A 15782-nucleotide genomic window follows, 5' to 3' on the forward strand; every position below is an offset into this window, starting at 1 on the left:
GATATCAGACAGTTCAAGTCTCCAGTTAAAGTACTTATTTATATCGAAAACAAAAAATGAAGGCAAGACCAAATAGAAAAACAGATATATCTGTGACCAAAAAAATGGATTTAGAACGACGTTATAATTATTACGTCTAACATCTCTACTAACAGTAATTATAATCATTAAAGCAGAAAATACTGAGAAAACAAAAGAAAAAAATTCCATATCTATATCTCAGAAGTATCTAAAAGGTTTAAATACAACCCGACGAACTCCTTTGAAAACAAACAAAAAATAAAATACAATACAATTACAGCCGAGATTCACAAGAAACAAATCAACCGCGTGTGATTTCAAAAATAAATTACTAATAAAATCAAATTCATGACTATGTTTCAAATTTGAAATAGCAACCTGCTTTGCAACCATTAATTTAGAGATTACATTTTTTCGACTTGCATTATTTGTATGCACTCGATAATTAGCAACAGGTTTATTCAAAAAGAGAAGACCATTGATATTTAACAATCTTAAGTAAAACTCACGATCTTCAATCAATAAGTTTTCATCATAGAAACCAACAAGATCATATGCGGTACGTCTTATCATCAGAGTTGGACCAACAACAGACCAACGTAATATTAGTTCTCTAGAAATTCTAGAATGTAAATTATTATAGTTTGCTGAAAAAAGTGACTTCATAGCAGATTTGCTTACAATCTCAGAATCTTCATTGATTAAATTAGCATCACCAATTACAGCCAGGATATTGGCATTTTCTAAAAAAATATTATACCTCAAAGAAAGGCTATCTTTTGTCAAAGTATCATCACTCGCACAAATTATAATATATACGCCATTAGACTCACTAACTAATCGATTTAATGTTTTGCAAACACCTTGATTTGACTGTGATAGTAGCCTTGTATTAATTGATGTATTTCTAGCCATCCATTTTTTTGCTTTTGAATATGAATCATCAGTTGATCCATCGTCACACAAAACGACTTCAATATTATTATAATCTAAGTATAAAATTGAATCTAAACATTCTTCTATAAAGTTTGAATGATTGAAAATAGGAATGATAATACTTATTAGAGGTTTCATTATCTAACTTCTTCTGTGATATTTATTAATAAACTTTTTAAGCGAGAACGATAGTTGTTAGTAGTAAACTTATTTATGGCATTAATTTGAGCAGTTAAAGCAACATCTTTTAGCTTATTGTCAGAAATTTCATTCAAAGAAATCAACTGCCTTTGTATATCTTCAATATTAAGTTCAATAATAAACCCATCATTCCCAACATCGAAACCACACTCTTTAGATACAACAGGTATCATCGCTCCATTAGCAACAGCAGTGATAACAGATGTAGCCATCCCTTCAGAACACGATGGCAATATAACAAAACCACACTGATGTGCTATATTTTTAAATTCATCGCCCAACACATCAATAAAGCCATGATTGATCACATTGCTTGGTAAGTCTAATACTTCAAGTAAATATTTTTCAGTTGAAGTGTATCCACAAATATGTAATGTCCATTCTGGGTTGTTTCTAAAAACATCCACAACTAAATCTAAACCTTTATGGAGTAAGCCATAACTTCCAAACCAAAGCATTGAATTTCTACAGTTCTGAAACTGCTTATACTTTCCAATACCTAATGCATCCGTACGATGAATGTAAGTTGGATCTATAATAAATACTTCTCTAGAACCATTTTCTAAGAAGGTATTTTTAGTAACCTCATTCCCAATACAGATGACTACATCCGATATTGATGCAGCTAAACCCCAACGTTGATCGCTTGTACGCAGAGACGATAAAGCTATACATAAATATTTATGATAAAACTCTATTAGCCTCTTATATGATTGCTGAGTACAATGAAATGGATGAGAGCCAGTCCCATAATAAATAGTTTTAGGAGGATTAGATAAATTTACCGCTTGATATAGAGGTAAACCTTCGCCAAATATTATGTCATATTTAGTAAGGTCTCTTTTAGTCAACTTATGATTATTTACTACATCAACACAAAAACCTAGTTCATCAAAAATCTCAGCGATGATAAGTGATTCATTATAATTAGAATGTTTTACGTAACCTTCGGTTTTAAAATGATATACACTATAACTGATAAGCACCTTTTTAGTATAATTACGTGAAAATAAATTGACTATATCCTTTTGAACATAAGATTCATATAAATTCAATAAAAATTTATTTTTTTTTACAATTTGTTTTATATTATTTATCACAGTCACTCTTGCACCTTAGTTTAGGATGTAAGAAACAAATTAAAGAAACAGAAACAGCTATTATAAAACCTGTATAATACCCATATATACCAGCTTGCCAACCTAATGTTGATAAATTAAAGCTCAAAACCGCATAGCTTGATATAAGTACTATCATCCACTTACTGAAAAACAATAAATAAAGTTTATTTTTTATCATGTATACATTAAGACTTGAATCTAAAAATACAATAGGTATCACATAGACAATCATTTTGAAAATTACAACAGATTCAAAAAACTGTTTGCCATACACCAACTTAATAAAGTGTCCAGAAATAAAATACATGCATGTTGTGGCTATCATTCCAACAAGAAACATTATCACTGAGAGTTTTAACGTATTATTTTTTAATTCATTACCAACAGCACGATAGATAAAAATAGGCCCCAATACACTAATTGCTACAGTAGACAACGATGTAACTTGTTCAAGCACACTAAATGCCGCAGTATATAAGCCAAAATCTTGTTCAGATATTTGTCCTTGCAGCATAAGTCTATCTAATTTCAAAAAAAGACTCATACATAGTAAACCGCACCAAAGCTTAGCACCATCGATTAAGAAACCTTTTGCAATTGAAATGTCAAAATTTACAATGCTGAGATTAATATTCTTGTCTAGCCTTCTTGCGAAGTAATAACAAAAGAAGCAAACAATAACAGTTTCGATTATAATTGGTACAATAACTAGTACTGGGTTCAATGCAGCATATATAAAAATTAATGTTAAAAACACTCTAATAAGAAGAGATGTGATTCTTATTTTTGCTGTTAAATGATATTTCCCCTGGCACTCTAAAATAAATCTAAAAACACCTAATGGTTCAGAATAAAGAACTGAAAAGGTAAGAATAAGAATAAAACCAAACTGATACTCTGAGGAAACAAAAATAAAAGTATAAACACTACAACCTATCCAAACTATTATTGAAATAACAAGTCTATATATGATTGATGTTATAATAACATTATTATTTAACATCCCTTGAGTAGTAACCTTCGAGAATAAAGCTTCGGCAGGGCACAGCCATGTCAATGCAGTAACAATAAACAATACTGATAATGAATACTGATATGCACCAAATAGCTCAACACCGAAATACCTTGAAATTGCGCCCGTAGTTATTAATGTCAATACTATTGTTATTAACTTCTCAACAAAAGCCCAAGATAGATTGAATAAATGAATACTCTTCATTTCGTATTAACTCCGAAAGTAACTGAGTAGCAACTTTCTCACTTTCCTTAAACTTAAATTTAGTCTGGCGATTCTAAAAAGAAATATATATTTATCATTGAGAATAAACTCACGAAATAATAATGCGCATTCATTTGCATAATTATTACGTCCATTATTCTGCGCGGTCATTTGAGTGGATGATACTCGATAATATAGCAATATATCTTTCAAAGAATAAAACACATAACTATTATCCCTTAAACATCTGAGATGATATTCATAATCTTCTGCCCAGTCAGACCATAAATAACCTTTGCGCTGTAAGAAATCATTTTTCCTGAACATTATGGACGGATGGACAATTGGATTATATTTTGGCAAACTTTGTCTAATTTCATTGTTTGTGAAAACCGTCTGGCAAGCTTCAGCAATGATATCTCCATTTTCATCAATACGGCTAAAATTCGTTGCGCATAGGTTAACGTCGAGATTATTCTCTAAAAAATCAATTTGTTTTTCAAACCTTAGAGGTAAGCTAATATCATCAGCGTCCATTCTCGCTATATATTTACCTTTAGATACATTAACCCCAAAATTAAGGTTAAAAACTAATTGCCCGAGAAATGTTCTAAATAATTTAATTCTTTTATCTTTCTCTTGTTCAGTAATCAAATAATCCCAAAGCATTTCATTACAATTGTTTGCAACAATAATAAACTCAAAATCAGAGAATGATTGATTAAGAATACTATTAATGGCAGACGGAAGGTAGTCATCATATTTATTGACCGCAAGAACCACACTTAGCAACATATGATTTGTTTCTTTATTGTTTGAATTTATTAAGGGTTGTAATAATTACATTGATATCATTAGCCGATAAAGTTCCACTAATTGGAATGCTAATAACTTCTGACTCTAGGCTTTCTGTGATTTCTAAATTTGTATGTCTAAGGTCTAGATAACATTCTTGTTTATGAGGTGCAATAGGATAATGTATTACATATTGAATTTCACTTTCATTTAAATAACTACACAGCTCATCTCTAAAATCTGTCCGAATCACGAACAAATGAAAAGAATGTTCATTACTTAAATTCCAATCAGGTAATTTCAAGTACGGGTTCTTTATTTCATTCAAATACTTTTTTGCAATAAGACGTCTACGATTAGTTTCCTGTTCAAGGAAGCATAATTTAACTCTCAGCATAGCTGCTTGAATTTCATCTAATCTACTATTTACGCCCTTGTATATATTTTCATATTTTTTTTGAGAACCATAATTACGCAATGCATTGATCGTTTCAGCTAGATCTTGATCGTTTGTGGTGACAGCTCCAGCATCGCCTAATGCCCCTAGATTTTTTCCTGGATAGAAGCTAAATCCACCTGCGTGTCCCCAATTCCCTGCACGCTTACCGTTAATTTCTGCACCATGAGATTGAGCACAATCTTCTAACACTAAAAGATCATATTCTGCTGCTATTTCCATGATCTCAGGCATAGGAGAAATCAAACCATAAAGATGAACTGGTAATATTAATTTTGTTTTTGAAGTAATAGCTTTTCGAACACTTTCTGGTTCTAGGTTATATGTTAAAGGATTTGGGTCTATCAATACTGGCACTAAATCATTTTCTGTTATAGCTAGAACTGAAGCAATATAAGTATTTGCTTGAACGATAACCTCATCACCGGCTTTCAGTTTTCCTAATTCTTTCCATGCGCGAATAGTTAGGATTAGAGCATCTAAACCGTTAGCAACTCCAATTGCATATTTAGTTCCGCAATAATCTGCGAATTCGGTTTCGAATTGAGATAATTCATTACCCATGATATACCAGCCAGAATCAATAACTCGAGCACAAGCTTCTTTAAGCTCTAATTGATATTGATTGTTGATTGCTTTTAGATCGAGAAAGTTAATCATGTTGCTGCTCTATATATTTAATTAATTTTGCTGGGTTACCTACGACAATAGCGTAGTCAGGCACATTTTTAGTTACTACAGCTCCAGCACCAACCATTGCATATTTACCAATTTTAATACCAGGTAATATAGTCGCATTGGCACCAATAGAAGCATAATCTTCTATCCTTATACTTGAGAATTCTGCTGGGTAAACTTTTGAACGAGGCATTTTATCGTTAGTGAAAGAGGCACAAGGACCAATGAACACATTATTACCAATCGTAATACCATCCCAGAGATAGACACCTGACTTTATAGTTACGTTATCACCAATAACTACATTATTTTCAATTAATGTATGGGCACAAATATTACAATGTTGCCCAATTTTAGCACCATTGAGTACAACTGCAAATTGCCAAATTCGAGTACCTTTGCCAATTTTAGTTGCTTGTACATCACTGAGTGGATGAATAAACATTATCTTGTGAGGCCTCTAAAAATTGTGCATAGTTACGAATATAATCAGACTCATCATATAATTGATCAGCTAGGACCATTAATACGCAATCATCTGAAAATTCAAACATTTCTCTCCACATAAAGGATTCAATAAGTAAACCTTCTGCAGGATTATCCAATAAAACTTCTATACGTTCTTGCCCATCATCCAATAAAAAACGGCATGACCCTCGCACTGCAATTGCAACCTGCTTAAGGGTTTTATGAGCATGAAAACCACGCCTAACTCCTTCTTTTGTATTGAAAAGATAATAGACACGCTTAACTGAAAACGGAATGTTTTTTCCTTCTTCCAACGCAATTAAAGAGCCACGATCGTCACCATGTGCTTGAAGTGGAATTAGCTTAATATTCATGTTCTAGAACCTGTTTGAATTGTGAAAAAAGTTGTGCGTTTTTATCTTTTTCCGATAACAGAACATCTAGGATTGGCCATTCAATATTAATCTCTGGATCATTCCAAATGATTGCACCTTCACTTTCACGATGATAATAATTTGTTGTTTTATAAACAAACTCAGCGACATCAGTTAAAACCACAAAGCCATGGGCAAAACCTTCAGGGATCCACAATTGACGTTTATTTGTTGCTGATAGATGCACGCCAACCCACTGTCCAAAAGTCATTGAGTTTTTACGTATATCGACTGCAACGTCAAAAACTTCTCCAACAACACAACGCACTAGTTTACCTTGGGCATGAGGAGATAGTTGATAGTGTAATCCGCGCAATACACCCTTACTCGATTTAGAATGGTTGTCTTGAAGAAAATTAACCTGGTATCCGACTGCAGTTTCAAACTTTAGCTGATTAAAACTCTCATAAAAAAAACCACGATCATCGCTAAAGACTGCTGGTTCGATGATTTTTACATCTGGAATTTTTGTATCGATGATTAACATAATGTTAAATGCTTAATGTTGAATGTTAAATTTGCTTACTGGTAGCTAGCTAGATTCTTTAGCGCTGACAACCAATCGCTGGGCTGGATGCCAAACGCTTGCTCTATTTTTTGGCAATTGAGTTTGGAGTTGGCTGGGCGTTTGGCGTGAGTTGGGTATTGATCTGAGGTAATTGCATTTACCTGCATCTCTTTATGCCCCTCTTTGCTTGGCTCTTTATTCAAGAGCCCCTGCGCCTTGGCTTGCTTGAAGATCTCAACCGCGAATTGCTGCCAACTTACATGTGGCATGCCAGAAAAATGATACACCCCATATTGCTCGCTACCGGCATAGAGTGCCTTGGCCATGACAATTAACGCAGCTGCAATATCACCGGCATAGGTGGGGCCACCAAATTGGTCGCTCACCACACCTAGTTCATCACGGGTTTGTGCTAAGCGGAGCATGGTTTTAACGAAGTTATTGCCAGTCTCACAAAACACCCAAGCTGTACGCAAGATGATATGCCGTTGGCAAGCAGCGGCAACTGCACGTTCGCCCTCGAGTTTGCTTTGACCATATACCCCTTGTGGAGTAACTGCATCGGTCTCAACATACTCACCGTGTTTATCACCGGCAAACACATAGTCGGTGGAGATATGCAGTATTGTGGCGCCAATAGTTTCAGCAGCCTCAGCTAAAAACTGTGGGCCATCACGATTAATAGCGTAAGACAGTTCGACTTCATCTTCTGCTTTATCAACTGCGGTATGTGCTGCCGCATTAATAATAGCGTTTGGTTTAAACTCATTTACCAGTTTGTTTACTGCTTCGCGGTCAGTAATATCGAGTTGCTCGCGATCTACTGCCAAAAACTCAATTTCTGGCATTTTACTTAGTTGCTTAACAAGGCAACTGCCTACTTGGCCATTACTACCGGTAATAAGGATTTTCATGCTTTATCCGCCAAATGCGCTAAATACTTGCCATATTCGTTTTTAAGCATGGGTTTCGCGAGTTCGCGTAATTCGTCGCTAGTTAACCAGCCATTACGGAAGGCAATCTCTTCTAAACAGGCGACTTTTAGCCCTTGCACATGCTCAATGGTTTGTACAAAGGAGGATGCCTCATGCAGACTTTCATGAGTGCCGGTATCTAACCACGCAAAACCACGACCGAGCAGCTCAACATTTAATTCGCCCGCTTTGAGATACATCTCATTAAGCGTAGTGATTTCAAGCTCACCTCGATGCGACGGTTTAACCTCTTTTGCCAGTTCAACTACTTTGTTATCGTAAAAATAAAGTCCGGTAACTGCATAATTTGACTTAGGCCTTGTAGGCTTTTCTTCAATAGAAATCGCCTTCATTTCAGCATCGAATTCAACAACACCAAAACGTTCGGGATCTTTCACTTGATAACCGAAAACGGTTGCCCCTGTTAGTCGGTTCGCAGCATTTCTCAGGGTTTTGCTGAATGATTGGCCGTAGAAGATGTTATCGCCCAACACCAAACAGACTGCATCGTTGCCAATAAACTCTTCGCCAATAATAAAGGCTTGCGCCAAGCCATCAGGGCTAGGTTGTACTGCAAATTGCAAGCGGATACCAAAATCGGAGCCATCACCTAACAAGCGTTTAAAGCTTTCGTTATCTTCTGGGGTAGTGATAACCAATATATCGCGAATGCCCGCTAACATAAGCGTAGATAAAGGATAATAAATCATTGGCTTATCATAAATTGGTAACAATTGCTTTGATACACCGCGAGTGAGTGGATACAAGCGAGTACCTGAGCCGCCAGCCAACACGATACCTTTGGTATTGTGTTGAGTGTTGGATGTTGAATGTTGAATGTTGTGTTCCATGTTTTTACTTCTTTTGATTCTGTTGGGCGGTTTTAACAATGCGAGTGATGATTTTGATTAGCTCATCGGATTGCGCTAAAAGGGTGATGACATGCGCATCATCAGCATTGAGGTAATCCGTGGCACATAGCAGCTTGAGCCAATATTGGGTTTCTCTCGCCTCTTTGCTGGCAATGGCCATTTTGGCGATGAAATCAGCATGGCTTTGAGCGGCTTGTGCTTCATTAACATTGGCTGCAATCGAGGTGCCAGCGCGTAGCAACTGTTTGGCAAGTACATATTCCTTATGTTTTTTAACCAAATATTGATTCAATTTGACTACTCGAACGGCAAATTGAAACGCTTTATCGAGCACCTGATTTTCAACCATGGTTTCACGCTCACTCATCACAATTAAGCATTCAACATTAAGCATTATATTGCTGCTCAATCCATTGTTGATAACTGCCATCTTGTACGTGTTGACACCATTCTTGGTTTGTAAGATACCATTCAACCGTTTTACGTAGACCCGTTTCAAAAGTTTCTTGTGGCTGCCAATCAAGCTCCGCACTCATTTTGCTTGCATCAATCGCATAGCGACGGTCATGGCCAGGGCGGTCGGTAACATAAGTGATGAGTGATGAATAAGTCGGCTGCGCAGCAGTCAATGTTGAATGTTGAATGTTGAGTGTTGAGTTGTCTTTACACTCACCATTCAACACTGAGCATTCAGCATTGGTTTTCATTGGAGCGAGTTCATCGAGGATCGCGCAGATGGTTTTGACTACTTCAATATTCTGTTTTTCGTTATGGCCACCAATATTGTAGGTTTCACCAACTTTACCCTCGGTAACTACTTTATAGAGAGCGCGAGCATGGTCTTCGACATATAGCCAATCGCGTATCTGATCGCCTTTACCATAAATAGGTAATGGCTTGCCTTCGAGGGCATTTAGGATAACCAGCGGGATCAACTTTTCAGGAAAGTGATAAGGCCCATAGTTGTTTGAACAGTTGGTGACTATGGTTGGTAAGCCATAGGTTCTTAACCAAGCACGCACAAGGTGATCTGAACTTGCCTTAGATGCAGAGTACGGGCTACTTGGGGCGTAGGGTGTGGTCTCAGTAAAAAGAGGCAATGTTGGATGTTGAATGTTGAGTGTTGAATGGTTTAATTCATCATTCACCATTAAACATTCAGCATTATCGTTTGGGTGTGGTAAATCGCCATAGACTTCATCGGTTGAGATATGGTGGAAACGAAAAGCTGCTTTGCGCTCAGCATCGAGCTCAGACCAATACTGGCGGGCGGCTTCAAGTAAAGTGTAAGTCCCCACTATATTGGTTTGAATAAAATCAGCTGGGCCAGTAATCGAGCGGTCAACATGGGACTCTGCCGCCAAATGCATTACCGCATCCGGTTGATGCTTGGTAAATACCTGGTCAAGGGCGGCACGGTCACAAATATCCACTTGCTCAAAAGCATAACGTTCGTTTGCCGCCACACTCGCCAGTGATTCTAAATTACCGGCATAGGTCAGTTTATCGACATTGATAACGCAGTCTTGGGTATTGCTAATGATATGACGAACCACTGCTGAGCCAATAAACCCTGCACCACCTGTAACGAGTATTTTCATTATTTACTACCAATAATTGTTGAACTTAACCATTTTGATGGTCAATAAAGGGGGGACAAACACAAAATTTTTCACTTTTAAACTCAGCCTTCCAAACTAAGCTGAGACACTTTTCATCCATTTTGAGACAGCTGCTCTTATTTCCAAGTAAGCGCCAGCCCTTGTAAAGCCTAGGTTTTACTGCTTTCTTCAAACTGTTCCAATAGGCAACGAAAAAAGCAAAATTAAAACCTAACACCCACGTAAAAAATCTGTTGCTTTGTCGCAAAATCCGCTTAGGGTTTGATAGCGGCCTTGCGCCACTATTAAGCGGATGATGTTCACATCGATGTTTAAATAATCGTGTACCAAGGTTCCAGAACGGGCTTCGCCCTTATAGGGCGTCGCTTCGCGACTTTTAGAGTCTAGGGTCTAGGCGCTATAGCCCTTATCTAGCTGCGCCTCACGCTGCTGGTATTCAAATAAGCTATTGATACGCGATATTTCTTGCCACGCTCTAGCGCTACCATCGCTATAAATTAGCTGTCCAGTGTCGATAATTTGATATGCCAAATAGATAGGTGCTTGGTTAATATCTACCAAAGAGACTTGCTGCTCCGGCAACTGTAATTTGCCAGCCCAATCGAGCGCCAAACTATGTGGACGCACATAGCGTGCTAAGGCATCGAGCGAAAAATCATTAAACGCAATGGCTAAGTCATAATCGCTATCTTGCCTAGCTCGCCCTTGTGCTCGTGAACCATACAACCAAACAGCAGCAATGTCAGAGTTTTGCTCGGCGAGTTGTTTAATACAAGGCAGTAAATCGTTCGAAGCCATTATGAATTTATCTTATTGTTGATAGGGCCTAGAGCATGCGGTTATAGGTCCTAGAGCGAGCTTACGAGCGTCCTAGCAGCAGCGCTTTTTGCTGAGTCCAAGAGGCCGAAGGCCGTTCTAGATTCTAGTTTTGCTCTTTTCTAACAAAATGTCTAACCAGTACTAACATCACACCTAGCATGCCGCCAAGGAGGGTGCCTAACACACAAATTAAAGCGCGTTTTGGCTTAGCCTTTTCTTCTGGTACTAGGGCGGGGTCAATGGTATTAAATACGTATTCTTCGCGTACGTTAGCAAACATAATGGTTTTTTGAGCTTGTTCCATTAACTGGTAAAGCACGGAACGCATATCGGCAATTTTGGTTTCACGTAATTGTTGTTCTAAGAAGGCTTGGCCGCGTTCTGCTTCCATCACATCGCGCTTTTTCATCACTTCATTAATGTCTTCAACTAACCAGTCAACCCATTGTTTAGCCACATAAGGCGAAACACTTTCAACCGACACTGTCACCATGCCAGTGTCTTTGGCACTATTGACTGCCATTATTTTAATAAAAGCTTTATAAGCCTCTTGCAATGAAGGTTCTGGCTTAAATGGGGCTTTTACTTCTCGCACCCAAGTGTTGGTATTGGCGTCATACAGCTTAGGGTCGTAAACCACAGTATTGTTAGCCATGTCCCATTTTTCTGCGGCCATTAATTCTGGCAGTATTTGGTGCTTTTTAATAAAATCACCAATAAACTGCCGGGATTTCATGACTTCAATAGCCAGCTGACTTTTGTCGCTGCTTCCACCCCCTAAGTTAATCCCCGCCATACTGGCTAAGCCACCAAACTGACCGGCTAATGCAGACAAACCGCCACCACTTTGCTCAGTTTCTGCAGGGGCTAATAAAGCTTCGGCTTTATAAATATTCGGTTGCATGATGGCAAATACCACTGCAGCTATGGCGAATACGGCTGTTACAGCAATAATTAACCATTTGCCTTGCCAGATGACAGAGAATAGTTCGCGCAAATCAATTTCATCATCGTTAGTTTGCTGCATATTGGCAAAATTAGCATCTTGGCATTTTTGTTGTAGTTGATTGGTCATTAATATTTAGACTCGAAATTCTGTATGCTTAACAGTAGGAGATTTAGCGATTAGGAATAGCAAAATATTGATAATTGATCAGAGTTAAATACTCACCAACATCAATAGTCTCTAAAATTAATTGCTTAATAATTTAAATTAAAACTAATATCAACGTCCTAGATTTTTTATTAATCTAAAGATACTTAGTTAAATACACATTGAAATTTATTATAAGTTCTAACTCAAACAATTTAACAATCACAGAGCAGATAGCATCTACTCTGTGATTCAAATTATTTATAGGTTAGCCACTGTCGCGAATGCCACAGCACTATTGTAGATAATTTGTGTGATTTGTGACCATAAAGTCAGATTGTCTTTGTACTCAGTATCAAGTGGTACAATAATAGTATCGCCTGGTATTAATTCATCGCGGTTACTGTACCAGAATGAACCACTTGGCATCATCACACTACCATCAGCCTTAATTACATAGGTGCGCGCTGTATCGGCGCGGCGACGATCACCACCAGACATCCCAATATAATCATCAACAGTTAACCCACCTTTAAATCTATGGGTCGCGACATGCTGAACTTCACCCATAACAGCAATAGTTTGCACGGTTGATGGGATATATAGAATATCTTGATTTTCAAGCTGAATATCTGCTTGTTTAACGCCAACTGATATCGCTGGCAAATCAACCACTAGACGACCAACCGCTTTGATATTTTCAAGGTCAGTCAGCATTAACTGCGCGTCACTGTAATTAACTACATTACCGTCTTTCGATACACCACGGGTCGCTATATCTCGGCGTAATTGGTCGGCAAGCTTTTTAATTTCTAATTGCTCTTGTTTGCGCACTGATTCACGCACAAAAACAGCGGAAGGCAAATACGCATATTCAGTAAAACCACCGGCACGATTAATCACATCTTCTAGTGTCTCACCGCGGCGAATGTTGTAAACCCCAGGGAACTTTACTTCACCGCGAATTTCTACTGATTGGTATTCCTGCCAATCAGGCGTTGTCATCACAGTTAAAATATCACGACTTTCAAGCACAGTATTAGCTTCATTGTTGCCGCTTAGCACTTCAGATAATGCAACCGTCTTGTGTTCAATCCGAGAACCGGCAGCCGTTACCTTGGTACGAGTTAATTCAGCTCGCTCAGTATAAGCGCCTTCTTTTAAGCCACCGCCAGCAGTAATTAACTGTTTAACATTACCGTTAACCGTCAATGGATATACCCCTGGAAAGCGAACTTCACCATTTACCGCAACAATTTGTACACCGTTACCGGCGCGTCCTTGACTGTTAAGCTTAATAATGACCGGATAAAGCAATTCACCGCGATTCATCTGGCCGCTAAGTTTGATTAAATCATCATCTTCAAACAAGTTAGCCAGCATGCGGTTAACTTCACCTGTGATGAGTTTTTGTTGCTCAGCATCCATGCCAACTTGTTTATCATTTAAAACTACACCACCAATTTCATTACGCTGATTAATCTCACGCTGCTGTAATTGGGCAAATCCGGCTTTAAATAAATCTGTGCCTATCATGCTATCACCGGTTAAGTCGGTGATTTTTTCAACTCTGTCTTTTACCAGCTTATTCAGTTGATAACGATTTTGGGTTTCATCGTTAAAATTGAAAACGATAATTTTATCTCTTGCCTGTAGCACGAGATCTTGATCGCTTCCTTTAGCAGCAACCGCAAGACCAGGCGCAAATTGCAATACTTCAACATTGCCAAATTGATCAACATCGCGCACCACTATGGCGTAATCAAGATCGGCACTAATAGTCAAATCGCCCCACAGTGATGGGATCAAATCACTGACGCGAATTCCTGCATGCCATTGATATTTACCAGGTCGCACGACTGCGCCAACCATAGTGATGGCCGATTCAAACTGAGTGGATGCTGTTTTAACGCGAACGAAATCACCATTTTGTGCCATTACTGCACGACCAGCATCAGCAGTTAAGTCAACATTCTTGATAGAACGTAAACCATCGGTATTATAACGTTCAATTGAACTGCTTTTGGGATAAGCGCCAGCCTTCAAGCCAGCAGCCATAGTTATCACGTCACCTAACGTTTCACCTGCTTTAATTTCATAAATAGCAGGGCGACGAACTTCACCGTTCACTCGCACTAAATCAGATACTGCTGGGATAAAAACCACATCACCTGATTGCAAACGTATATCACCTGATGCATCACCAAACATCAGCAAATCGTACAAATCAAATCGTCCGATTAGCTTACCATCACGCTTTACCTGGATATTACGCAAAGAGCCAATATCGTTAATTCCTCCAGCAACAAATAGCGCTTGAGTCACTGTCGATAAGCTCGATACTGTATAAGAACCTGGCTTATAGGCGTCACCGGCGACAAAAATTCGAATCGAGCGCAACTCACCCATGGTGATGTTCGATTCCATGCCAATCATTTGTTTATCAATACGTTTTGTCAGTGATTCACGCATATCAGCAAAGGTTAAACCCGCAACACTGATAGGGCCAAGTTCTGGGAACTCTACGCTACCGTCACGGCCAACCATTAAATCAAACTCTTTATTTTCTTTACCGTAGAGTTGAACTTTGATGTGATCGCCTGGGCCAATAACATAAGTTGATGGTACAGGCACATCAGATACCGGAGCAAAGGTAGTGGGCTCTCCGGCGAAAAGTTCAATGCCAAAACGTTTTAGTTCTTGTTTATCTTGCCCTTCTTCAAAATCAAATTCTTTTTTCTTATTCTTTTTGTCGATATCACTCTGCTGAAAGTCTGCTTGATCAAATTGACCATTACCGTTTTGTTGACCACGAGCATTAATTAAATTCGGATTTTCCATGGTTTGATTAGCACGACTGCCAGAACCGTTTAGCATAGAGGGATCTATCCCATATTGCTTGGCAACACGTTCTTGTTCGGCTGGCGGGAGCTTTTTAAATTGCTCGATCATCTGTGGTGATGGGGTTACTGCTTGTGCTTGCCCCGTCATCAGTAACAGCGTTGCTACGCCGGCAATGATGAGTTTTTTATAAGTTCTGTACACCCGATATCTCCATGAAAATAAACAAATTTAATATCTCGATTAAGAAGGAAGCTAAACTAGTGTCTAACTTTTAGACAGTCACTTTAGTCTTGAGATTGCTAGGTTAATGAGTCAATAAGACCATTGTTGATCAACAAAGAAGCTAAATGGAAATTTTGCTACAAAGACTTAAATCAACCACTGACACGCCAAACCATTAAGAGGCATTTCGTTTTATCAGGTAAACATCACCAGTCTCACTTACTGTATGACTTGGTAATTTACTTATTTGATTTATTGCAATGACGATATTGCAAGCTTTGGATTCTTGATAAGTGACTGTTTTAGCTGGGATTATATAAGTATATTCTTGAATGGCACGCAATTTTTACACGCTACCGCCCATAGGTTGCGGCTCCTAAATTGCCCCCCATCAACTGGGATTTATTATTGACTTCTAAATTTAATGCAAATTTCACTTCAATTTAGCTTGGTTAAGCATCGGCCAATGTCACTAATCGAAATAGCATTTCACAAGGC

At 38.2% G+C, this 15782-nt stretch carries 15 protein-coding genes; all 15 read right to left on the reverse strand.

The window, feature by feature from the left end; genetic code table 11:
* Positions 1-219: 219 nt before the first annotated feature.
* Positions 220-1095 (reverse strand): glycosyltransferase family A protein, encoded by an 876-nt coding sequence (locus AC1HDP_RS07125; RefSeq protein WP_479638208.1) that lies wholly within the window; start codon positions 1093-1095, stop codon positions 220-222.
* Positions 1095-2264 carry a glycosyltransferase gene (locus tag AC1HDP_RS07130; protein WP_479638209.1) on the reverse strand — a complete coding sequence of 390 codons (1170 nt, stop codon included), beginning with the start codon at positions 2262-2264 and terminating at the stop codon, positions 1095-1097. Before AC1HDP_RS07130 ends, AC1HDP_RS07125 begins: the two co-directional genes overlap by 1 nt.
* Positions 2248-3498: an MATE family efflux transporter gene (locus AC1HDP_RS07135; protein ID WP_479638210.1), complete on the reverse strand. Its 1251-nt coding sequence runs from the start codon at positions 3496-3498 to the stop codon at positions 2248-2250. The genes AC1HDP_RS07130 and AC1HDP_RS07135 overlap by 17 nt, the downstream gene beginning before the upstream one ends.
* Before the next feature lie 6 nt (positions 3499-3504).
* Complete coding sequence (locus AC1HDP_RS07140) at positions 3505-4293, reverse strand: glycosyltransferase (protein WP_479638211.1); 789 nt, start codon at positions 4291-4293, stop codon at positions 3505-3507.
* Between the two features lie 13 nt (positions 4294-4306).
* On the reverse strand, positions 4307-5410 hold the full coding sequence (locus tag AC1HDP_RS07145) for a DegT/DnrJ/EryC1/StrS family aminotransferase (RefSeq protein ID WP_479638212.1): 1104 nt from the start codon (positions 5408-5410) through the stop codon (positions 4307-4309).
* Entirely contained in the window at positions 5403-5873 is a 471-nt protein-coding gene (locus AC1HDP_RS07150; protein WP_479638213.1) for an acyltransferase, read from the reverse strand. The genes AC1HDP_RS07145 and AC1HDP_RS07150 overlap by 8 nt, the downstream gene beginning before the upstream one ends.
* Positions 5851-6270 (reverse strand): sugar 3,4-ketoisomerase, encoded by a 420-nt coding sequence (locus tag AC1HDP_RS07155; RefSeq protein WP_479638214.1) that lies wholly within the window; start codon positions 6268-6270, stop codon positions 5851-5853. The genes AC1HDP_RS07150 and AC1HDP_RS07155 overlap by 23 nt, the downstream gene beginning before the upstream one ends.
* A complete protein-coding gene (gene rfbC / locus AC1HDP_RS07160; protein ID WP_479638215.1) occupies positions 6260-6817 on the reverse strand; it encodes a dTDP-4-dehydrorhamnose 3,5-epimerase in 558 nt (185 codons plus the stop codon). Before rfbC ends, AC1HDP_RS07155 begins: the two co-directional genes overlap by 11 nt.
* Before the next feature lie 35 nt (positions 6818-6852).
* Entirely contained in the window at positions 6853-7752 is a 900-nt protein-coding gene (gene rfbD / locus AC1HDP_RS07165; RefSeq protein ID WP_479638216.1) for a dTDP-4-dehydrorhamnose reductase, read from the reverse strand.
* Positions 7749-8663, reverse strand: coding sequence for a glucose-1-phosphate thymidylyltransferase RfbA (rfbA, locus tag AC1HDP_RS07170; RefSeq protein ID WP_479638217.1), 915 nt, complete (start codon positions 8661-8663; stop codon positions 7749-7751). The genes rfbD and rfbA overlap by 4 nt, the downstream gene beginning before the upstream one ends.
* Before the next feature lie 4 nt (positions 8664-8667).
* Positions 8668-9078, reverse strand: coding sequence for a four helix bundle protein (locus AC1HDP_RS07175; RefSeq protein WP_479638218.1), 411 nt, complete (start codon positions 9076-9078; stop codon positions 8668-8670).
* Positions 9071-10285 (reverse strand): GDP-mannose 4,6-dehydratase, encoded by a 1215-nt coding sequence (locus AC1HDP_RS07180; RefSeq protein ID WP_479638219.1) that lies wholly within the window; start codon positions 10283-10285, stop codon positions 9071-9073. Before AC1HDP_RS07180 ends, AC1HDP_RS07175 begins: the two co-directional genes overlap by 8 nt.
* Positions 10286-10696: 411 nt before the next feature.
* The gene (gene mntA / locus AC1HDP_RS07185) at positions 10697-11104 is read right to left on the reverse strand and encodes a type VII toxin-antitoxin system MntA family adenylyltransferase antitoxin (RefSeq protein ID WP_479638220.1); all 408 of its coding nucleotides are present in this window, start codon (positions 11102-11104) and stop codon (positions 10697-10699) included.
* Between the two features lie 124 nt (positions 11105-11228).
* Complete coding sequence (locus AC1HDP_RS07190) at positions 11229-12200, reverse strand: Wzz/FepE/Etk N-terminal domain-containing protein (RefSeq protein WP_479638221.1); 972 nt, start codon at positions 12198-12200, stop codon at positions 11229-11231.
* 279 nt (positions 12201-12479) lie between these two features.
* Positions 12480-15263: an SLBB domain-containing protein gene (locus tag AC1HDP_RS07195; RefSeq protein ID WP_479638222.1), complete on the reverse strand. Its 2784-nt coding sequence runs from the start codon at positions 15261-15263 to the stop codon at positions 12480-12482.
* Positions 15264-15782 lie beyond the last annotated feature (519 nt).

It is taken from the genome of Shewanella sp. ISS20 (assembly GCF_056522965.1).